Origin of the sequence: Actinomadura formosensis (assembly GCF_050948385.1) — a bacterium.
Classification (GTDB): domain Bacteria; phylum Actinomycetota; class Actinomycetes; order Streptosporangiales; family Streptosporangiaceae; genus Spirillospora; species Spirillospora formosensis.
In genome coordinates, this window is the sequence record NZ_CP192011.1 from 4,719,698 (window position 1) to 4,738,764 (window position 19,067).

At 72.7% G+C, this 19,067-nt stretch carries 18 protein-coding genes; 10 read left to right on the forward strand and 8 right to left on the reverse strand.

Annotated elements, in window-relative coordinates; translation table 11 throughout:
• Positions 1-74 precede the first annotated feature (74 nt).
• Entirely contained in the window at positions 75-398 is a 324-nt protein-coding gene (locus ACQP1N_RS22275; RefSeq protein ID WP_067799636.1) for an STAS domain-containing protein, read from the forward strand.
• Positions 399-407: 9 nt separating this feature from the next.
• On the opposite strand, the gene ACQP1N_RS22280 is transcribed toward ACQP1N_RS22275, so the two are convergent.
• The 5 genes from ACQP1N_RS22280 to ACQP1N_RS22300 form a co-directional block, all read right to left on the reverse strand.
• Positions 408-1,178 carry an SGNH/GDSL hydrolase family protein gene (locus tag ACQP1N_RS22280; protein WP_067799634.1) on the reverse strand — a complete coding sequence of 257 codons (771 nt, stop codon included), beginning with the start codon at positions 1,176-1,178 and terminating at the stop codon, positions 408-410.
• An 87-nt stretch (positions 1,179-1,265) separates the two neighbouring features.
• The gene (locus ACQP1N_RS22285; protein ID WP_067799658.1) at positions 1,266-1,862 is read right to left on the reverse strand and encodes a GTP-binding protein; all 597 of its coding nucleotides are present in this window, start codon (positions 1,860-1,862) and stop codon (positions 1,266-1,268) included.
• Between the two features lie 40 nt (positions 1,863-1,902).
• Positions 1,903-2,373, reverse strand: a complete 471-nt coding sequence (locus tag ACQP1N_RS22290; RefSeq protein WP_084263022.1) for a DUF742 domain-containing protein — start codon at positions 2,371-2,373, stop codon at positions 1,903-1,905.
• Between the two features lie 30 nt (positions 2,374-2,403).
• On the reverse strand, positions 2,404-2,850 hold the full coding sequence (locus ACQP1N_RS22295; protein ID WP_067799628.1) for a roadblock/LC7 domain-containing protein: 447 nt from the start codon (positions 2,848-2,850) through the stop codon (positions 2,404-2,406).
• A complete protein-coding gene (locus tag ACQP1N_RS22300; RefSeq protein ID WP_207394102.1) occupies positions 2,847-6,131 on the reverse strand; it encodes a nitrate- and nitrite sensing domain-containing protein in 3,285 nt (1,094 codons plus the stop codon). Before ACQP1N_RS22300 ends, ACQP1N_RS22295 begins: the two co-directional genes overlap by 4 nt.
• Positions 6,132-6,972: 841 nt before the next feature.
• On the opposite strand from ACQP1N_RS22300, the gene ACQP1N_RS22305 reads away from it, so the two are divergent.
• The 7 genes from ACQP1N_RS22305 to ACQP1N_RS22335 all read left to right on the forward strand — a co-directional run bounded on the left by ACQP1N_RS22305 (position 6,973) and on the right by ACQP1N_RS22335 (position 14,352).
• Positions 6,973-7,953, forward strand: a complete 981-nt coding sequence (locus ACQP1N_RS22305) for an ABC transporter substrate-binding protein (RefSeq protein ID WP_067799625.1) — start codon at positions 6,973-6,975, stop codon at positions 7,951-7,953.
• Positions 7,954-7,974: 21 nt separating this feature from the next.
• Complete coding sequence (locus ACQP1N_RS22310; RefSeq protein ID WP_067799622.1) at positions 7,975-8,784, forward strand: ABC transporter permease; 810 nt, start codon at positions 7,975-7,977, stop codon at positions 8,782-8,784.
• The gene (locus tag ACQP1N_RS22315; RefSeq protein WP_067799619.1) at positions 8,781-9,623 is read left to right on the forward strand and encodes an ABC transporter permease; all 843 of its coding nucleotides are present in this window, start codon (positions 8,781-8,783) and stop codon (positions 9,621-9,623) included. The genes ACQP1N_RS22310 and ACQP1N_RS22315 overlap by 4 nt, the downstream gene beginning before the upstream one ends.
• 3 nt (positions 9,624-9,626) lie before the next feature.
• The gene (gene mdlC / locus ACQP1N_RS22320) at positions 9,627-11,231 is read left to right on the forward strand and encodes a benzoylformate decarboxylase (protein WP_067799617.1); all 1,605 of its coding nucleotides are present in this window, start codon (positions 9,627-9,629) and stop codon (positions 11,229-11,231) included.
• A 6-nt stretch (positions 11,232-11,237) separates the two neighbouring features.
• The gene (locus ACQP1N_RS22325; protein WP_067799614.1) at positions 11,238-12,014 is read left to right on the forward strand and encodes an ABC transporter ATP-binding protein; all 777 of its coding nucleotides are present in this window, start codon (positions 11,238-11,240) and stop codon (positions 12,012-12,014) included.
• Between the two features lie 179 nt (positions 12,015-12,193).
• On the forward strand, positions 12,194-12,988 hold the full coding sequence (locus ACQP1N_RS22330) for an ABC transporter ATP-binding protein (protein WP_433226417.1): 795 nt from the start codon (positions 12,194-12,196) through the stop codon (positions 12,986-12,988).
• A 56-nt stretch (positions 12,989-13,044) separates the two neighbouring features.
• Positions 13,045-14,352, forward strand: coding sequence for a flavin-dependent oxidoreductase (locus ACQP1N_RS22335; RefSeq protein WP_067799606.1), 1,308 nt, complete (start codon positions 13,045-13,047; stop codon positions 14,350-14,352).
• Here ACQP1N_RS22335 and ACQP1N_RS22340 read toward each other — a convergent pair.
• The gene (locus ACQP1N_RS22340; RefSeq protein ID WP_433226419.1) at positions 14,342-14,950 is read right to left on the reverse strand and encodes a TetR/AcrR family transcriptional regulator; all 609 of its coding nucleotides are present in this window, start codon (positions 14,948-14,950) and stop codon (positions 14,342-14,344) included. The two genes, ACQP1N_RS22335 and ACQP1N_RS22340, sit on opposite strands and share 11 nt — an antisense overlap.
• Before the next feature lie 117 nt (positions 14,951-15,067).
• Between ACQP1N_RS22340 and ACQP1N_RS22345 the strand changes: the two genes are divergently transcribed.
• Both ACQP1N_RS22345 and ACQP1N_RS22350 read left to right on the forward strand, forming a co-directional pair.
• A complete protein-coding gene (locus ACQP1N_RS22345) occupies positions 15,068-16,462 on the forward strand; it encodes an MFS transporter (protein WP_433226421.1) in 1,395 nt (464 codons plus the stop codon).
• Between the two features lie 2 nt (positions 16,463-16,464).
• Positions 16,465-16,677 carry a hypothetical protein gene (locus ACQP1N_RS22350; protein WP_433226423.1) on the forward strand — a complete coding sequence of 71 codons (213 nt, stop codon included), beginning with the start codon at positions 16,465-16,467 and terminating at the stop codon, positions 16,675-16,677.
• On the opposite strand, the gene ACQP1N_RS22355 is transcribed toward ACQP1N_RS22350, so the two are convergent.
• Positions 16,659-18,347, reverse strand: a complete 1,689-nt coding sequence (locus ACQP1N_RS22355; RefSeq protein ID WP_433226425.1) for a bifunctional 3'-5' exonuclease/DNA polymerase — start codon at positions 18,345-18,347, stop codon at positions 16,659-16,661. The two genes, ACQP1N_RS22350 and ACQP1N_RS22355, sit on opposite strands and share 19 nt — an antisense overlap.
• Positions 18,348-18,477: 130 nt before the next feature.
• Positions 18,478-18,975: a DUF4234 domain-containing protein gene (locus tag ACQP1N_RS22360; protein ID WP_433226427.1), complete on the reverse strand. Its 498-nt coding sequence runs from the start codon at positions 18,973-18,975 to the stop codon at positions 18,478-18,480.
• Positions 18,976-19,067: the final 92 nt, after the last annotated feature.

The window sequence follows — 19,067 nt, forward strand, 5'->3', positions numbered from 1 at the left end:
GAAAGCATCTGCCGGGCGGCCCTCCGGCCGATGCCGTGCTCTCAGGAGGGGAACCCCCCGTGCCACTTTTGGAAGTGACCACGCGGTCGGACGGCGGGCGCACCGTCGTGCGGCTGCGCGGAGAACTCGATATCGCCTGCTCGGAGGAGTTGCGCAGGAACCTGAACGAGGCGCGCCGCGAACACGGCGAACACCTCGTTCTCGACCTCGCCGAACTGGAGTTCATGGACTCGGGCGGCCTGTCGGTCATCGTCGCCTGCTACAAGGCGACGACCGCCGCCGGCGGCAGCCTCACCCTCGCCGGCCCCCGTCCCATCATCCGCCGGGCCTTGGAGATCACCGGCCTGCACCGCCGGATCCCCGTGACCGCGACCCTCGACGAGGCCCTGACCCGCTGAGCGGACGTCCTACAACGGGAGGGGGGTCGGGCGTTTCGGGGTCCGGCCGTCGCCGGAGGATCGGCCGGTGGCCCGGCGGCCGATCCAGGGGACGAGGTAGGTCCGGGCCCAGCGGACGTCCTCACGGCGCATCGTGAGCCAGTCGGCACGGTCCAGGGGCGGCCAGGGTTCCCGCCAGTCGTCCGCGACGGGGACGCCGAGCACGTCGGCGACGAGCAGGGCCATGCGGCGGTGACCCTCGGGCGAGAGGTGCAGGCGGTCCTCGTGCCAGGCGCGTGGATCGTAGAAGACGCGCAGCGGCCACAGGTCGACGACGTCGCAGCCGCGGTGGTCGGCGATGGCGCGCAGGTGCATGTTGTAGGTCGCGGCCTTGCCGCGGATGCGCGAGCCGGAGCGCAGGCCGCGGGTGTCGAAGCCGGTGAAGACCACGACCCGGGCGCCGGTGCCGCGCAGCAGGCGGACCGCGTCGTCGAACACGACCGCGAGCGCGTCCGGGTCGGCGCCCGGGCGGATCATGTCGTTGCCGCCGGCGCACAGCGTGACGAGGTCGGGGCCCAGTTCGACGGCGCGCGGCACCTGATCGTCCACGATCTGCCGGACGAGCTTGCCCCGGACCGCGAGGTTGGCGTAACGCAGACCGGGGTTCCGCTCGGCGAGGTGCTCCGCGAGCCGGTCCGCCCAGCCGCGGAAGGAGTCCTCCTCGCCCGGGCAGGGGTCGTTCAGTCCCTCGGTGAAGCTGTCGCCGAGGGCCACGTACGTCCGGATCTGCCCTTCGCTCATCGCAACCCCCGCACGGATTCATGGTCGATCATGGGGATCAATCATGCATCGTGCATACGACCTACGCGACCGTAGGCAAAGCGGTCACTACGTCCAGCTCGGGGACGTGGTGCCGGGCTGCGCGGGCGCGCCGGCGTGCGCACCGCCCGCGTGCATCGACATCGCGTGCTTGACGAGCGTGATCAGCACCTGCTTGGTGGACTCGCGGCTGCGCGCGTCGCACTGGACGATCGGCACGTGCGAGCTGATCGACAGCGCGTCGCGGATGTCCTCCACCGCGTACTGGAACTCGCCGTGGAACCCGTTGACGCCCACCACGAACGGCAGGCCGAGCTCCTCGAAGTAGTCCACCGCGGCGAAGCAGTCCTCCAGCCGGCGGGTGTCGACGAGGACGACGGCGCCGATCGCACCGCGGACCAGGTCGTCCCACATGAACCAGAACCGGTGCTGCCCGGGGGTGCCGAACAGGTACAGGATCAGCTCGCTGTCGAGCGACACGCGCCCGAAGTCCATCGCGACCGTGGTGGTCGTCTTGTCCGGCACGGCCGACAGGTCGTCCACATCGGCGCTGGCCGCGGTCATCACCGCCTCGGTGGTGAGCGGCATGATCTCCGAGACGGAGCCGACGAAGGTGGTCTTGCCGACGCCGAAGCCGCCCCCGACGACGATCTTGACCGAGGTCAGCTCGGTCTCCCCGCCGCGCGGCCCGGGAGCCGGGACCTGGTCAGAGCTTCCGAAGGCCACTGAGCACCCTTTCTAGCAAGCGGAGGTCCGGCTGTCCGCCGGCGGTGGTGGAGGGCTGCGACTGGTGCAGGCGCAGCAGCCCCTCGGCGGCCATGTCGGCAACGAGGACGCGCGCCACCCCGAGCGGCAGGCGCAGCAGCGCGGAGACCTCGGCCACCGAGCGGGCGGACCGGCACAGGTCCATGATCGCCCGGTACTCCGGGGTCAGCACGGCCACGTCCCGCGGCGGGTACGGCGCAGCGGTCACCAGCGCCTCGATGGCCAGGTCGTAGCGCGGCTTCGTGCGCCCGCCGGTCACCGCGTAGGGACGCACCAGCGAACTGGCCTCGCCCTCCTCGGGCTCGGGAGGCCGGCTCTGCGCCGGGGCCCGTCCCTGGTCACCCGGCCAGCGCCCGGGTCCGCCCGGACCGGGTCCGCCCGGACCGCCCCCGAAGGAACTGCCTCGATCCATCTCGCCGTCCTCCGTCAGAGTCAGTCACGGTCAATAGCGGGCGGGCCCGGCGCCCATCTCGGACACGGACGGCCCCGAGGTCGGCTGCTGCTCCTGGCCGCGCAGCGCGGGTGTCAGCACCCGTCCCACCCGCTCCACCAGCAGCGTCATCTCGTAGGCCACCAGCCCGAGGTCGCAATCGGGCGCCGCCAGCACCGCGAAGACCGACCCGTTCGCGATGGACATGACGAACAGCAGCCCGCGGTCCATCTCGACGACGGTCTGGTTCACCCCGCCCGCGTCGAAGATCTTCGCCGCGCCCTGCGTCAGGCTCATCAACCCCGAGGCGATCGCCGACAACTGGTCCGCACGCTCGGGCGGGAAGCCCGCCGAGTACGCCATCGGCAATCCGTCCGAGGAGACAACGACGGCGTGCGCGACCTTCGCGACACGGTCCGCGAAGTTCGTCACCAACCAGTTCAGATCCTGCCCGCTCACCGGGTGCCTCCTGTCTCGCCGTCATCCTGTGACGGCACCTCACCTGACGTGCTTGAGCCGCGAGTCTCGGTGCGTCCCCGGTGGACGCCGCGCTGCAGGCTCGCGAAGCGGCTGCGTACAACGTCGGCCGACTGGCCGTGGCCCTGCCGGCCTTGCCCCTGCGCAGGCTGTCCCGGTACAGCCTGCCCATTGACGGCCTCGCCTGGCAATGGCCGGTCCTGCGCCGGCGCCGGCCGGGGCGGGTTCTCCGCCGCGCGCCCCACCGCGCCCGGCACCCGGTTCTTGCCGGGGACGCGCTTCGGCAACCCAGCCTTGGTGCGGCTGCTCGCCACCGGCTGGCGGACGGCCTCGGCGGCGCGGAAGCCGGCGTCCGCGGGCGACTCCCAGCCGCGCGCCGGGTTCTCCGCGGCGGTGCCCTCGGACCTGTGCTGGAACCATTCCGACTGCATCGCGTCGAAGATCGGCGAGCGCTCCGGCCGCCGCGGCGGGGGCTTGCGGTCGACCAGCGGGGGCGCGGCGGGCTCGGCGATGGCGTCCTGCGGCGGGCTCGGCATGGACGCGGGCGGGGGGCCGGCGGCGTAGCCGGACGGTGCGGCCGCGGGGTCGGTGCCGACCTGCTCCAGCGGCCCGGTCTCCCAGGGGATCTGCCGCGCGCCACCGGGCTCGGGCACCATCGGCTGAGCCTCCGGCACGACGGGCTGCGGCCCGGTGTGCCCCGGCCGGTATCCGCCGCCGTCCCCGGTGTCGCGCGGGTGCTCGCCGCGCGGCTGGAACAGCCCGTTCGGCGGGTCCCCGGCGGGACGGCCGGGCAGGTTCGCGCCCGGTTCACGGACGGGCAGTTCGCCCGGCCGGCGCGTCGGCTGCCGGTCGCCGGGCTGGTGAGGGTCCTCGGCGGCGCGGCGGCGGTCCCGCGGCGGGCGCCGCTGGATGGGCGGCACCGACGCCGGCCCGGTGTCATTGCCGCCCACCGGGGTCGGCCCGCTGTCGTTGATGGCGGGCTGCGGGCCGGTGACGCCGCGGATGGACCGCAGCGGACCGGTGCCCCCGACCATGGGGTGGGAGCCGGTGCCTCCGACCGTCGGGTGCGAACCCGTGCCCCCGACCGCCGGGTGCGAACCGGTGCCCCCAACGGTCGGGTGCGAGCCGGTGCCCCCGACCGCGGGATGCGAACCCGTGCCCCCGACCGTGGGGTGCGAGCCGCTGCCGCCGCTCATCGGGGCGCCGGGCGATGCGCCCATGGGCTGCCCGGCGGTGCCGTAGTCGTCCTGCCGGTGGCCGCCCATGCCGGCGGACGTGTCGGCGGCGGACGTGGTCAGCGCGGCGAGCTGCCCGGGAGGGGCGACCTCGCGCGGGGCGAGGCCGCTGCGGGAGCCGATGCCGCCGGACTCGCCGGGCACGACCGCGGCGTCCGGCAGCACCACGAACGCGGTGAGGCCGCCGCCCTGGGCGGCGCGCAACTCGACCCGGACGCCGTGCCGGACGGCGAGGCGGCCGACCACGAACAGCCCCATGCGGCGGGCCGCGGAGAAGTCGATGACGGGCGGGTTCGCGAGCCGCCAGTTGGCCTGCTCCAACTCCTCGGGCGACATGCCGACGCCGTTGTCGGTGATCTGCAGCATGGCGCCGCCACCGCTGAGCATCTGCCCGGACACCGTCACGCTGGTGTGCTCGGCGGAGAACGCGGTGGCGTTCTCCACCAGCTCGGCCACCAGGTGGACGAGGTCGTTGACCACGGGACCCGCGACCGCCATGTCGCCTTGAACCCGCAGCGCGACCCGCTCGTACTGCTCAACCTCGGACAATGACGCGCGGACGACGTCGATCAGCGGCACCGGCTTGTTCCACCGCCGGACCTGGTCCTGACCGCCGAGGACGAGGAGGTTCTCAGAGTTGCGGCGCATGCGGGTGGCGAGGTGGTCCAGCCGGAACAGGTTGGCGAGCTGTTCCTCATCGCGTTCGCTCTGCTCCAGCTCCTCGATCAGGCGCAGCTGGCGCTCGATGAGGGACTGGCTCCGGCGGGACAGGTTGACGAACATCGCGTTGATGTTGCCGCGCAGGACGGCCTCGTCGGCCGCCAGCCGGACCGCCTCGCGGTGGACCTCGTCGAAGGCCCGCGCGACCTGGCCGATCTCGTCGGTGGAGTCGATCTCGATCGGCCGGACCTCGATGCCGCCGGCGGCGGCCTCGGGATCGCGGAGCCGGTCGACCAGTCCGGGCAGCCGCGTGTTGGCCACCTCCAGCGCACCGGCCTGGAGCCGGCGCAGCGGCCGCACCAGCGACCGCGCCATCACCACGGTGATGAGCAGGAGCACGATCAGCAGCGCGGCGACCACCGCGATGTCGGTCATCGCGGAGATCCGGGCCGCCGAGCCGCTCTCGTCGCTGCGCGTCCGGATGTCGTCGGCGAGGTACTGCTCGACCACGTGCATCTGGTCGACCATCTCGGTCATCGACGAGCGGATCACCTTGGCCGACCGGGCGGTGCCGAGCGTGGTGGGCAGCAGCCCGCCGCTGGTGGACGCCGCCTCGATCACCCGCTGCCGCAGGTCCCGGGCCTGGTCGATCTTCGTCCCGACGACGGTGTCCTCGAACCGCTGGTTCTGCTCCAGGGACGCCGAGTTGCGGAAGGCCGCGAGCTCACTGTCCTCCTGGGAGCGCGCGGCGGTCAGCGCGCTCAGCTCCTGGGGGGTCAGGCGCCGCATCCGCGCGCCGATGAGCAGTACGGCGCGCTCCCGGGAGAGCGCCTCCTTGGCGCGGGAGAGAGCGCCCAGCGCGCGGCTGCTCTCCGCGAGGGCGTCGTCGGCCACGTTCTGGGAGATACCGTCGAGGACGGCGACCAGTTCCTGGGCGGGCTCCGTGTACTTCTGCAGGACGACGAAGGCGGGGACCTTGGTGCCGACGACGAGGGAGCGCAGCGCCCTGAGCCCGTCCAGGCGGCTGCTGACCGCCGTGGCGTCGCGGACGGCCTCGGTGCCGTAGGAGCCGTCGATGCGAGATGCCGCCGTGCGCACCTGTCCGACGAGGGCGTCGGTCTTGCGCTGCTGTGCCTCCAGGCCGGGGACGAGGGCGCGGGGACGTCCCGCCGCGATGTACTCGATGGCCTGGTCCCGTTCGGCGGAGAACTCCTGGACGAACCGGGTGATCCCCTGTCCGAGCTCCGCCATCCGCTCCATGCGCCCATACGTCTGCGCCTCGCTCAGGGAGCCGGAGATGCGCAGTCCGGAGAGCACGACGGCGGCGACCGTCGGGACCAGGATCAGCACGATGAGCCGCTGCGGCACACGCCAGTTCCGCAGGCTCAGTCTGCCACCTGATCGTGTCGAACGGTCCGACTGCACCTCGACGTCAGCAGGCCGAGGACGGTCGCGACCTTCGTCGCTTGGTTGCATCCGCCGTTTACACCCTCTCCCTCACAATGCCACACTCTCTGTGACTAAGCCGCAGCGAAGGGTTATACGACCTCATCTCCGCCTCCGGCGCACGACATTGCAGCACATCCACGGATAGGCCGCAAAGGACCATATGCGAGTCCATATGTGCCAATGCCACGATCATGACTATATGCCCGCATGTCCGATTTGCTGAGCACGGACCGTCACTCTCGGCATCCGAACGCTGCGTCATGACTCGGGTCCAGAAGGTGACCGCGGCTGATCGCCCTCGGCACGCAAGCGACCGACCGGTCACTGTTCGGCTACAAATCTGTATCCGATGATCACTCTCCGAATTGGAATGACAATGGATTGTCACCGAAACGGCGCCGGCCCATTAGCGGGCGAATGCGGGCTCGGCGGGAATCCTTGTTCGACGCGTTATGGATTGGGTCCGCGGCCCATCCTGTGGTTCCGGCGTCCCGGCGGCACCGAAAACCGCATGTCACCGGGAAGAACATCCGCGGCGCACCGGCCGCGCCATTGGCCGCCGCGACCGCCATAAGGACACAAGAGAGTCACACAATTCGACCTGAAACCACCCATGACGGGCGGTCCGCGATACGCTCCCGGCGCAGGTGATCTTCAGGCGTGGCAGGTGGCGTGGCTTACGGCCGTTCCCCTGGCTCTCATGCCTTCGATCCCCCAGGGCCCGCCGAAGCAGCTTCCCCATCAAGTTAAGGAGTGCCCGATGCGGCAATCCCTACGTCTTTCAGCGCTGGTCAGCGCGGTCACGCTGGCCGTCTCGGTCGTCGCCGGCTGCGGAGATTCCGATTCCTCCGGCGGCGGCAAGGGCCTGGAGGAGACGACCGTCAAGGTGGCCTCGCTGCCGCTGGTCGACGGCGCCGCCCTCTACGTCGCCCAGAAGGCCAAGCTGTTCGAAGCCGAGGGCCTGGACGTCAAGGTCATCCCCGTCCAGCAGAGCATCCAGGCACTGCCCGCCCTCGCCAAGGGCGGCGTGGACGTCATCGCCGGCGCGAACTACGTCTCCTTCCTCCAGGCCAATGAGAAGGGCGCCCTGAAGCTCAGCATCCTGGCCGAGGGTGCCCAGCTCACCTCGAACATGATGAACGTGCTGGTCATGCCCGACTCCAAGATCAAGAGCCCGAAGGATCTGGAGGGCAAGAAGATCGCCGTCAACATCCTGAACAACATCCAGACGGTGACGCTGAACGCGATCCTCAAGGCCAACAACGTCGACCCCACCAAGGTCGAGTACGTCCAGGTGCCCTTCCCGCAGATGGCCACCGCCCTGCAGAAGAAGCAGGTCGACGCGATCCACACCGTGGAGCCCTTCCTCTCCGACACCGAGAAGAAGCTCGGCGCCCGCGTGGCCGTCGACGGCGGCAGCGAGCCGGTGACGGGCCTGCCCATCAGCGGCTACGTGACCACGCAGGAGTTCGCCAAGAAGAAGCCGAAGACGGCCGCCGCGTTCCAGCGCGCCATCATCAAGGCGCAGAAGCTGGCCTCCCAGGACCGCAAGCGCGTCGAGGAGGTGCTGCCCGGCTACGCCAAGATCGACGCGCAGGTCGCCTCGGTCATCACGCTTCCGGACTTCCCCACCTCCCTGAGCGTCACCCGCATGCAGCGGATCGGAGACCTGATGCAGCAGGAGGGCCTGCTCAAGCAGCAGCCGGACATGAAGGCGATCCTGTTCCAGCCGACGTCGTGACGGCGGGACGCTGATCAGCTCATGACTCATGAGTCGGCGCCGCCCCGCGGCCTCTCGCGTCCCGGAAAGTGGGCGCGGGGGGCCGCCGGGGTGGCGATCCTGTTCCTGGCGAGCGAGATCCTCGGCAGAGCCGGCGTTGTGGACCGTTCCTATCTGCCCCCCGCGTCCAGCATCACCGCCCGCGCGTTCGAACTGGCCGGTGACCCGGACTTCCTGTTCAACGTGCGCGTCACCCTGACCGCATGGGCGCTCGGGCTGCTGATCGCCACCGCGATCGCGGTGCCGCTCGGGCTGCTGTTCGGCAGCGTCCCGGCGGTCAACACCGCCGTCCGGGCCATCGTGGAGTTCCTGCGCCCGATCCCGTCGGTGGCCCTCATCCCGCTGGCCGCGCTACTGCTCGGCTCCGGCCTGAAGATGGAGGTCCCGCTCGTCGTCTACGCCTCCTCCTGGCCGATCCTGTTCAACACCGTCTACGGGCTGGACGACGTCGACCCGACGGCGAAGGACACGCTGCGCAGCTTCGGCTTCAGCCGGTTCCAGGTGCTGCTGCGCGTGTCGCTGCCGAGCGCCGCCCCGTTCATCGCGACCGGCGTGCGGCTCGCCGCGTCCATCGCGCTCATCCTGGCCGTCGGCACCGAGATCCTGTCCGGCTTCGGCGACGGCCTCGGCATGTTCATCGCCCAGGCGGGCAACGTGCCCGGCGGCACGCTGGACGTCCTCGCCGGGACGGTGTGGGCCGGCTGCCTCGGCCTGCTCATCGACATGCTCCTCGGGCAGGGCGAGAACCGCGTGTTCCGCTGGCACAAGGCACAGAGGAGTGGTGCATCGTGACGGCGGCGACCCTCGGCGCGGGCACCGCCCGCCGCGGCGGCCCGGCCGGCCGGGCGGCCCGCGGGCTGCTGCACCGGCTGCTTCCGCTGGTGCTCCTGATCGCCGGCTGGGAGGCGGCGACGCGCGCGTCCGACAGCCCGTTCTTCCCGCCGCCGTCGCAGATCGTCCGGCGGATGCGGGACATGTGGCTGTCCGGGCCGGCGAACCATCTGTACTTCAGCGCCGAGGCGGGCGACTCGATCATGCCCAGCCTCGGCCGGATGTTCCTGGGGCTCGCGCTCTCGGTCGTGGTCGGCGTCCTCCTCGGCCTCGCGCTCGGCCGCTCCGAGCAGGCGCTGGCCTACCTGGAGCCGCTGCTGCAGTTCTGCCGCGTGATCCCGCCGCCGACCCTGGTGCCGGTGTTCATCGTGCTGTTCGACCTCGGCACGCAGATGCAGGTCGCCTCGATCATCTTCAGCGCGATCTGGCCCATCCTGCTCAACACCGCGGACGGTGCGCGCAGCGTCGACCCCGTGCAGATGGCCACCGCCCAGGCGTTCCGGCTCTCCGCGGTGCAGCGGCTCCGGTTCGTCATCATCCCCTCCGCACTGCCGAAGATCTTCGCCGGGCTGCGGCTGGCGCTGTCCCTGGCGCTGATCCTGATGGTCTTCTCCGAACTGCTGCCCGGCACCTCCGACGGCCTGGGCTTCGAGCTGACCAACGCGCAGAGCCAGTCCGACCTGCCGACCATCTGGTCGGTGATCGTGCTGCTCGGGATTCTCGGCTACCTGTTCAACACGATTCTTCTCGCGGTGGAGCGGCGGATCCTCGCCAAGCACCGCGCAGGCGCGAAAGGCTGACGCATGACCACCCAGATCACCGTCCGGGAAGCATTCTTCGACTTCTGCCGGGCAGTGGGGATGACCACGTTCTTCGGCAATCCGGGCTCGACCGAGCTGCGGATGTTCCGCGGCTTCCCGGCCGACTTCCGGTACGTCCTGGCGCTGCAGGAGACCGTCGCGGTCGCGGCGGCCGCCGGGCACTCCCTCGGCACCGGCGGCGCGACCCTGGTCAGCCTGCACTCCGCCGGCGGCGTGGGGCACTCGCTCGGCGCGGTCTTCAACGCCTACCGCGACCGGGTGCCGGTCGTCATCGTCGCGGGCCAGCAGTCCCGGGCGATGCTGCCGACCCGCCCGTTCCTCGGTGCCGACGAGCCGGCGCTGTTCCCCCGCCCCTACGTCAAGTGGAGCCGGCAGCCCGAGCGCGCCGAGGACGTGCCGGCCGCGCTCGCCGAGGCGTACCGGGTCGCGATGACGCCGCCGCGGGGGCCGGTGTTCCTGTCCGTCCCCGAGGACGACTGGGACGCTCCGGCCGAGCCCGTCCCGCCCCGCGAGGTCCACGCCGACTTCGCCGCCTCCCCGGCCGCGCTCCGGGAGGTGGCCGAGGCGCTGGACAACGCCGCGAACCCGGCCATCGTCGTCGGCTCCGGCGTGGACGACGAGGGCGCCATGCCCGGCGTGGTGAGCCTGGCGGAGCGGACCGGTGCGCGGGTGTGGATCAGCCCGCTGTCGGGCCGGTCCGGATTCCCCGAGGACCACGCGCTGTTCCGCGGTTTCCTGCCGCCCGTCCGCGACCAGCTCGCGGGGCGGCTGGAGGGGCACGACGTCGTCCTCGTCCTCGGGGCGCCGATCTTCACCTACCACGTGCACTCCGGGGGCCCCTTCGTCCCGGAGGGGACGCGGCTGTTCCACTTCGACTGCGATCCCGCGCAGGCGGCGTGGGCACCGGTCGGCACCAGCGTCCTCACCACGATCGAGGCGGGCGTGTCCGGGCTGCTCGAACTCGTCGACAAGGCCGACCGGCCCCTTCCCGAGCCGCTGCCCCGGCTGGCCAGGCCCCAGGCCACCGACCCGATCGACGCGGCCCTGGTCATCGAGACGCTGCGCGAGAGGATGCCGGCCGACGCGGTCATCGTGGAGGAGTGCCCGAGCCACCGGGAGATGTTCCACGCGCGGCTGCCGATCACCCGGTCCGGCGGTTTCCTGACCACCGGCAGCGGCGCACTCGGCTGGGGCCTGCCCGTCGCGGTCGGACGGGCGCTCGCCGGTTCGGGTGAGCGCATCGTCTGCGTCATCGGCGACGGCTCGATCATGTACTCCGTCCAGGGGCTCTGGACGGCCGCGCAGTACAACGTCCCGATGACCGTGGTCGTCCTCAACAACCGGGGCTACGGGGCCGTCAAGGCGCTCGGCCGCCGGATCGAACTGGAGACCGTCCCCGGCACCGACATCCGCGGCATCGACTTCGTGTCGCTGGCGGCCGGCCTCGGCTGCCCCGGCCGGTCCGTGACCGGCGCCGCCGACCTGGACGCCGCGATGGCCGAGGGGCTCGCCCACGACGGCCCGTTCATCATCGACGTCGACGTCGCCCCCGACGACTCACCCGCCTACCAGCCGCTGGAGGGGTGACCCGCGATGCTGGAGATCACGGGACTCGGGCACGCCTACGGGGCGCACCGGGTGCTGGAGGGCATCGACCTGGAGGTCGGCGAGGGAGAGCTCGTCACGATCGTCGGGCCGTCCGGCTGCGGGAAGTCCACCCTGCTGCGCTGCCTCGCCGGGCTGATGGCGCCGGGCGAGGGGAAGGTCGTGCTGAACGGCACCCCGGTCACCGGTGTGCCCGACGACCTCGCCGTCGTGTTCCAGGACTACAGCCGCTCCCTGATGCCGTGGCTCACGGTGCGCGACAACGTCGCGCTGCCGCTGCGGCGCCGCGGGCTCGGCCGGTCCGAGCGGCGGGCCGGGGCCGCCGAGGCGCTGGCGTCGGTCGGGCTCGGGGACGCGGCGGGCAAGTACCCGTGGCAGTTGTCCGGCGGCATGCAGCAGCGGGTGTCCATCGCCCGCGCGCTGGCCTACCGGCCGTCCCTGCTGCTGATGGACGAGCCCTTCGGCTCGGTGGACGCGCAGACCCGGGAGGACCTGGAGGACCTCGTCCTGCGGGTGCACCGGTCCGAGGGCGTCACGATCCTGCTCGTCACGCACGACATCGACGAGAGCGTCTATCTCGGCGACCGCGTCGTCGTCCTCGCGCGCGATCCCGGCCGGATCCGGGCGGAACTGCCCGTCACGCTGCCGGCCGGGCGCGACCAGATCGGGACGCGGAGCGACCCGGAGTTCGTCCGGCTCCGGGCCGAGGTCGGCCGGCTGGTCCGCGGCGTGGCCGCGGACCTCTCCGAAGCGGCGAGCCGGTAACGCGCCGCATCCCCCGCCCGATCAAAAGGTCAGGTCTTCGACAGCCCCCCGCGTACGGAGCCTTCGCTCATGGCCGCTGGTCGCCCGGTACGCCGGCGCCCAGCGGCCGGCGAGCCCTTCGACGACCGGCCCTTCCGCCGACGAATCCTGCCGACGTCCACACAGAAAAGGCGGCCGCGATGCTCCAGATAACCGGCCTCACCCATTCCTACGCCGACGGGCACCTGGCCCTCGACGGCCTCGACCTCACGGTCCCGGACGGTGAGCTGGTGAGCATCGTCGGCCCGTCCGGCTGCGGCAAGTCCACGCTGCTGCGCTGCACCGCCGGGTTGATCCGCCCCACCGGCGGGAGGCTCACACTGAACGGTGCGCCGATCAGCGGGGTGCCCGACGACCTCGCCGTGGTCTTCCAGGACTACAGCCGCTCGCTGTTCCCCTGGCTGACCGTCCGCGACAACGTGGCGCTGCCGCTGCGCCGGCGCGGCAAGTCCCGCGCGGAGCGGCGCGCCGCCGCGCAGGAGGCGCTGGAGTCGGTCGGGCTCCCGGACGCGGGACGCAAGTACCCGTGGCAGTTGTCCGGCGGCATGCAGCAGCGCGTGTCGATCGCGCGGGCGCTCGCCTACCGCCCGTCGCTGATGCTGATGGACGAGCCGTTCGGTTCGGTGGACGCGCAGACCCGGGAAGACCTGGAGGACCTCGTCCTGCAGGTGCACCGGAACGAGAAGATGACGATCCTGCTGGTCACGCATGACATCGACGAGAGCGTCTACGTCGGTGACCGGGTGGTCGTGCTGAACCGGTCGCCCGCCCGGGTGCACGCCGACCTGCCGGTCTCGCTGCCGGCCGTGCGCGACCAGATCGGGACGCGGAGCGACCCGGAGTTCGTCCGGCTCCGGGCCGAGGTGGGGCGGCTGGTCCGGGGCGGGGCGAAGGTGGCGGGGGCGGCGCCCGCGGACGCGGACCGGGGGACCTAGCCGGGCCCGGGAGGGCGCGCGGACGACGAGACCGGAGGCGGACGGAGGGGGAATTCATGCGCGTACTCATCGTGGGGGCCGGGATCGGCGGGCTCACCGCGGCGTTAAGCCTGCACGAGGCCGGGTTCGAGGTGCTCGTCGCCGAGGCCGCCGCCCGGCTGCGGCCGCTCGGCGTCGGCATCAACCTGCTCCCGCACGCCGTGCGCGAGCTGACCGAGCTGGGGCTCGGCGAGGAACTGGCCGACCTCGGCGTCCCCACCGCCGAGATGGTCCATTTCGACCGGTTCGGCGGGCGGATCTGGGGCGAGCCGCGCGGGCTGGCGCTCGGCTACAGCTGGCCGCAGTACTCGATCCACCGCGGCGAGCTGCAGATGGCGCTGCTGGAGGCGGTGCTGGCGCGGCTCGGCGAGAAGTCCGTCCGCACCGGCACCGTCTTCGAGGGCTTCGAGCAGGACGGGACGCGGGTGCGGGCGCGGCTGCTCGACCGGGCGTCCGGCACCGTGGAGACCGTCCCGGCGGATGTGCTCGTCGGCGCGGACGGTCTGCACTCCGCCGTCCGCGCGCAGTTGTACCCGGACGAGCCGGCGCCGCTGTGGAACGGCATCCGGATGTGGCGCGGCCTGACCGAGGGCGAGCCGTTCCTGACCGGGCGGACGATGGCGGTGGCGGGCACCAACACCGCGGCCAAGGTGGTCGTCTACCCGATCTCGGGGCGCGCCGAGCGCGACGGCCGGGCGCTGCTGAACTGGGTGGCCGAGGTCAACATGGTCCGGGCCGGGCACTCCGGGGGGCCGTCCCCCAACGGCGAGGCGGCCGGCGGCCGGCCCGGCGGCACCGCCGACTGGAACCGGACCGGGCGGCTCGACGACGTGCTCCCCCACTTCGCGGGCTGGACGTTCGGCTGGCTGGACGTGCCGGCCCTCCTGCGCGGCACGGCGCAGATCCTGGAGTACCCGATGGTCGACCGGGACCCGCTCGGCCGCTGGACGTTCGGCCGTGTCACGCTGCTCGGCGACGCCGCCCACCCGATGTACCCGATCGGGTCCAACGGCGGGTCGCAGGCGGTCCTGGACGCCCGCGTCCTGGCGCATGAGCTGGCCAGTGCCGCCGACCCCGCCGCCGGGCTGCTCGGCTACGAGCGGGAACGCCGCGAGGCGGCCAACGCGGTCGTCCTGGCGTGCCGCGACATGCCCGCGGACCGCGTCCTGCACATGGTCAGCGAGCGCGCCCCGCAGGGGTTCTCCTGCATCGAGGACGTCCTGACCCCCGAGGAGCTGACCGCCATCAACGGGGCCTATCAGCGGACGTCGTTCTCCGACGTGGAGGCCCTCAACACGCGTCCCTCGTACACGGTCACGAGCTGACGGCGGCCAGGCGGGCCCGCACGGCCCGCGCGGCGCGGTCGTGGAAGGACGGGTCGTCGTGGAGGAGCGCATGGGCTCCGCCCGTGCGGCACAGGGCGTCCAGCTCGAAGGCCAGCTGCGGGACGTCGGCGGACGCGTCGATCTCGCCCCGGTCCCGCGCCTCGCGGAGGCACTGTTCCAGGAACGCGTCCCAGTCGCGCTGTGAGGCGGCGATGGCGTCCCGGACCCGGCCGGGACGCGCGTCGAACTCGGCCATCGTGGAGTGGAAGAAGCAGCCGCCGGGAAAGACGGGTTCGCGCTGGTAGCGCTGCCAGGCGTCCAGGAGCGCGCGGACGCGCCCGAGCCCCGCGGGGACGGCGAGGGCGGGTGCGATGACGTGCTCGCGGAACAGGCCGGACGCCTTGCGAACGGTCGCGAGCTGCAGTTCCTCCTTGGAGCCGAAGTGCGTGAACACGCCGCTCTTGCTGATCTGCAGCTCGGCGGCCAGCCGGCCGATCGACAGCCCCTCCAGGCCCTCCGCCGAGGCGATGTCGGCGGCCCTGCAGAGGATGACGTTGCGCGTCTTCTCGCCTTTGAGGAGCCGTCCGTCGGTGCTCACGCGCCCTAATGTGCACGACCGTTCGTGCAAAGTCAATGCGGCACCCCCCTTGACGGCCGGGGGCTCCAGAGAAGAAAGTACGACCGTTCGTTTATTTTTCTCTGAGAGGCCCGACCCATGACCGCCGAGACCACCGCGGCACCGCCCCTCGCGGCCGGCGCGCGGCGGGACGTGCCCTGGCTCGCCGCCGGGGCGACGTTCCTGGCCATGCTCGACGCGACCGTCGCGAACCTGGCCGTCCCCGACCTGCACGCCGACTTCCCGGGCAGCTCGCTGTCCGGCCTGACCTGGGTGATCACCCTGTACGCGGTGCCGTTCGCGGCACTGCTCGCACCCGCCGGGCGGCTCGCCGACCTGGTCGGGCGGCGGACGCTGTACCAGTGGGGCACCGGGCTGTTCACGCTCGCCTCGCTGGCCTGCGCGCTCGCCCCGACCGTGCCCGTCCTGCTGGCGACGCGCGGCGTGCAGGGCGGCGCCGCCGCCGCGCTGATCCCCGCGTCGCTCGCACTGCTGCTGCACGACACGCCCCCGGAGCGCCGCGCGGGCGCCATCGGGCTGTGGAGCGCGGCGGGCGCGTTCGCCGCCGCCATCGGCCCCGGTCTGGGCGGGGTGCTCGTGGACCAGTTCGGCTGGCGCTCCCTGTTCGTCATCAACGTGCCGGTCGGCCTGGCGATGCTGCTCGGCGGGCTGCGGCTGCCCCGCGCGAAGGGCGGTGCGGGGCGGCTGCCCGACCTCGCCGGGACGGTCCTGCTCGGCGCCGGCGTGGGCGGCGTGGCGCTCGGCGTGACCCAGGCCCGCGACTGGTCCTGGACGGACGCCCGCACGCTCGCGCTCCTGCTCGGCGGCGCCGTCCTCGTCGGGCTCGCGCTGTGGCGTTCGGCACGGCACCCGGTGCCCGCGCTGGAGATCTCGCTGTGGCGCAACCGCCCGTTCGCCGCCGCCAACGCCGCCTCGTTCCTGTACGGGACGGCCCTGTACTCATGGCTGCTGCTCGGTGTGCTCTACCTGACGGCCGAATGGCACTACTCGATCCTCAAGGCGGGCTTCGCCTCGACGCCGGGCGCGTTCACCGCCACCGCGGCGGCGGTCGTGATGGGCCGCCTCACCGGCCGCATCGGGGTCCGTCCCGCGGTGACGGGCGGCGCGCTGATCATGGTCGTCTCCGGGGTCTGGACGGTCGCCGCACTGCCGGCCGGCCCCCACTTCGTCACCTTCTGGCTCCCGGTCGGCCTCCTCGTCGGGACCGGCATGGGGATGCTCAGCACCGGCACCGCCTCGGCCGCCGCGCTGTCGGCCGGGCCGCTGCGGTTCGCCGGGGCCACCGGCCTCAACACCACGGCGCGCCAGCTCGGCGGCGCGCTCGGCATCGCCGTCCTCGCCGCGCTGCTGCCCGCCCGCGCGGCGCACGACGACTACACCGCCGTCTACCTGTTCTGCACGCTCGCCGCCGCCGGCGCGGCGCTCGCGGGCCTGCTGCTGACCGCCCGGCCCCGCACCTCCGGAGGAGAATGACCATGACCGAGACGATGCCGTCGGAGTGGACGGACCCGGCCGTCCTGCCCGCCGCCGAGTTCGGGGCCTGCCACGTCGACAACCCCTCCGACCACCCGGTGGCGGCCGACCCCGGCGTCTACAGCGGTGACCGGCTTCATCTGAACGCGCGGGGGCACGCGTTCGCCGCCGCCAACACGGTCCGCGCGCTCGCGGCTCACTTGGCGTCGGCGTAACGGTCGACGACGGCGATCTCCATCGGGAACACGACCGGCGTGTCGCCGAACAGCAGGCGGCGCGCCTCGTCGGCCGCGGCGAGCACGGCGGCGGCGACGTCCCCGGCCAGCTCGGCCGGGGTGTGCACGATGACCTCGTCATGCTGGAAGAACACAAGACGGGGGAAGGTGAGCACGGTGAGGCGGCGGCGCAGCGAGCCGAGCAGGGCGAGCGCCCAGTCGGCGGCCGTCGCCTGCACGACGAAGTTGCGGGTGAACCTGCCCCGGCTGCGCAGCGCCCGCGCCGCCGTGCCCTGCTGGGAGCCGGGCGGCGTGTCGCCGTCGCCCGCCGAGGTCAGCTCGCGCCACCCGGCCGACGGCGGCGGGCAGGTGCGGCCCAGCCGGGACCGGACGAGCCGGCCGCTCTCCCCCGCCCGCGCGGCGGCCTCCACGTAGCCGAACGCGTCCGGGAACCGGTTCTTCAGGACCGCGAGCAGTTGCACCGCCTCACCCGTCCCTCCCCCGTACATGGCGGAGAGCAGGGCGAGTTTGGCCTTGGCGCGTGCGGTCAGCCCGCCGTCACCGTCGCCGGTGAACGCGTCGGACAGGGCCGCGTACAGGTCGCCGTGCGCGGCGGCCTCGGTGAACGCGCGGTCCCCGGCGAGCGCGGCGAGCACGCGGGGTTCGAGCTGCGCGGCGTCCGCGACGACGAGCGACCAGCCGGGATCGGCGACGACGGCCCGGCGCAGCACGCGCGGGATCTGCAGCGCGCCGCCGCCGCTCGTCGCCCAGCGTCCGGACACCACGCCGCCGACCACGTACTCGGGGCGGAACCGGCCACCGCTCACCCACGTGTCGAGCCACGTCCAGCCGTGCGCGGTGTGCAGCCGCGACAGCTCCTTGTACTCCAGCAGCAGCGGGACGGCGGGGTGGTCGAGCCGCTTGAGGACGTGCGCGCGGGTGGACGGGATCGGCAGCCCCGCCGCCGCGAACGCCTTGAGGATCTGCGCCGGGGAGTCGGGGTTGACGTGCACGCGGGGTCCGAACGCGGCGCTGATGCGGTCGGCGAGGTCCTGCAGCCGGCGGGGACGCAGCCCGCCGGGCGGCCGCGGCCCGAGCAGCTCGGTGAGCAGCGCGTCGTGCTCCTCGGCCGACCAGGGCAGCCCGTCGTGCCCCATCTCGGCGGCCACCAGCGCCCCCGCCGACTCGGCCGCGGCGAGCAGCGCGAAACCGTCCAGGCCGGCGATGGCGCGCTGCTGGGCGGCGTGCACCGCGACGACCTGCTCGATGTCGTCGGCGGGCTCGTCCTGCCCGGCGTCGTCGCCGAACAGCGACGGCTGCGCGGGCCTGTCTCGCGGCTGACGATCGGGCGGGACGGGTTCGCCGCGCAGCCGCGCCCACGCCGCCCGCACCGAGCGGGGCTCCCCGTGGCGGCCGGCATGGCCGAGCAGCAGGTTCTCCGCCAGCTCAAGGTCATGGCAGCGGGCCACCCGGACACCCGCGTCGAGCAACCGCGGGTAGAGCCGCGCCGTGGACGGCCACACCCAGCGCGGCGCGTCGGCCCGCTCCTGGCCGTCGATCGCCGCGACCAGGTCGGGCACCGCACGCGCGGGGGCCGCGGGCGTCCCGTCCTCGGCGAGCGTCCGCAGCACTCCCCCCGTGCCCGGCCCCACGGCCACCGCTGTTCTCACGGGCTCATTGTGACGCCGACCTCGGACGAAACCGCGGCTCCGGACGCGCCGAACCCCTCCGCGACGGGTGATGCGCGGAGGGGTTCGGCGTGATCTTCAGCGGGGCCAGGGCCGTAGCCCCCGGTGGTGATCAGGCGGCCAGGGAGACCTGCTGGCCGGCCGGGGTGTCACCGTAACGGTCGATGACCTTGTTCAGCTGGAGCTGGTAGTACAGCACGCCGAAGCCGAAGATGCCGAGCAGGAAGCCCATGCCGCCGCTGCAGCTCGGCTGCAGGCCGGCGGCGCGCTGGGCCTCGGCGATGCGGCCGCCGAGCTTGACCCACATGATCAGCGGCCAGATGCCGAGGGTGATGCCGCCGAAGAGCATGGACAGCAGCGCGTTGGTGGCGGCGTCGTCGATGCGGCGGTCGTACTGGTGCAGTTCGGTGTGGACCTTGAAGAACCAGACCAGGCCGTAGATGCCGAAGGTGATCATGGGGAGGCCGAGCCAGGCGCCGGCCGGGTTGCGGCGCTTCATGTTGTAGCCGGCGCCGGCGGCGGCGGCGGGAGCCTGCTGCTGCGCGGGGACCGGCGCGTGGCCGCCCTGCTGCTGGTACTGCTGGCCCTGGCCCTGCTGAGGGTAACTCATCGAGTTGCTCTTCCTGTGGGACGCGGTCGTTTTCCGGCCGACCGTCCGTTACCGTTCACCCGTATGGTGATCAATGACTGTAACGGTCCATG

Coding starts and splice junctions, on each gene's coding strand:
- ACQP1N_RS22280 (WP_067799634.1), bottom strand. CDS start 1,178: ATGAGCGAAGGGCAGATCCGGACGTACGTGGCCCTCGGCGACAGCTTC.
- ACQP1N_RS22290 (WP_084263022.1), bottom strand. CDS start 2,373: ATGGATCGAGGCAGTTCCTTCGGGGGCGGTCCGGGCGGACCCGGTCCG.
- ACQP1N_RS22305 (WP_067799625.1), top strand. CDS start 6,973: ATGCGGCAATCCCTACGTCTTTCAGCGCTGGTCAGCGCGGTCACGCTG.
- ACQP1N_RS22310 (WP_067799622.1), top strand. CDS start 7,975: ATGACTCATGAGTCGGCGCCGCCCCGCGGCCTCTCGCGTCCCGGAAAG.
- mdlC (WP_067799617.1), top strand. CDS start 9,627: ATGACCACCCAGATCACCGTCCGGGAAGCATTCTTCGACTTCTGCCGG.
- ACQP1N_RS22325 (WP_067799614.1), top strand. CDS start 11,238: ATGCTGGAGATCACGGGACTCGGGCACGCCTACGGGGCGCACCGGGTG.
- ACQP1N_RS22330 (WP_433226417.1), top strand. CDS start 12,194: ATGCTCCAGATAACCGGCCTCACCCATTCCTACGCCGACGGGCACCTG.
- ACQP1N_RS22335 (WP_067799606.1), top strand. CDS start 13,045: ATGCGCGTACTCATCGTGGGGGCCGGGATCGGCGGGCTCACCGCGGCG.
- ACQP1N_RS22345 (WP_433226421.1), top strand. CDS start 15,068: ATGACCGCCGAGACCACCGCGGCACCGCCCCTCGCGGCCGGCGCGCGG.
- ACQP1N_RS22350 (WP_433226423.1), top strand. CDS start 16,465: ATGACCGAGACGATGCCGTCGGAGTGGACGGACCCGGCCGTCCTGCCC.
- ACQP1N_RS22360 (WP_433226427.1), bottom strand. CDS start 18,975: ATGAGTTACCCTCAGCAGGGCCAGGGCCAGCAGTACCAGCAGCAGGGC.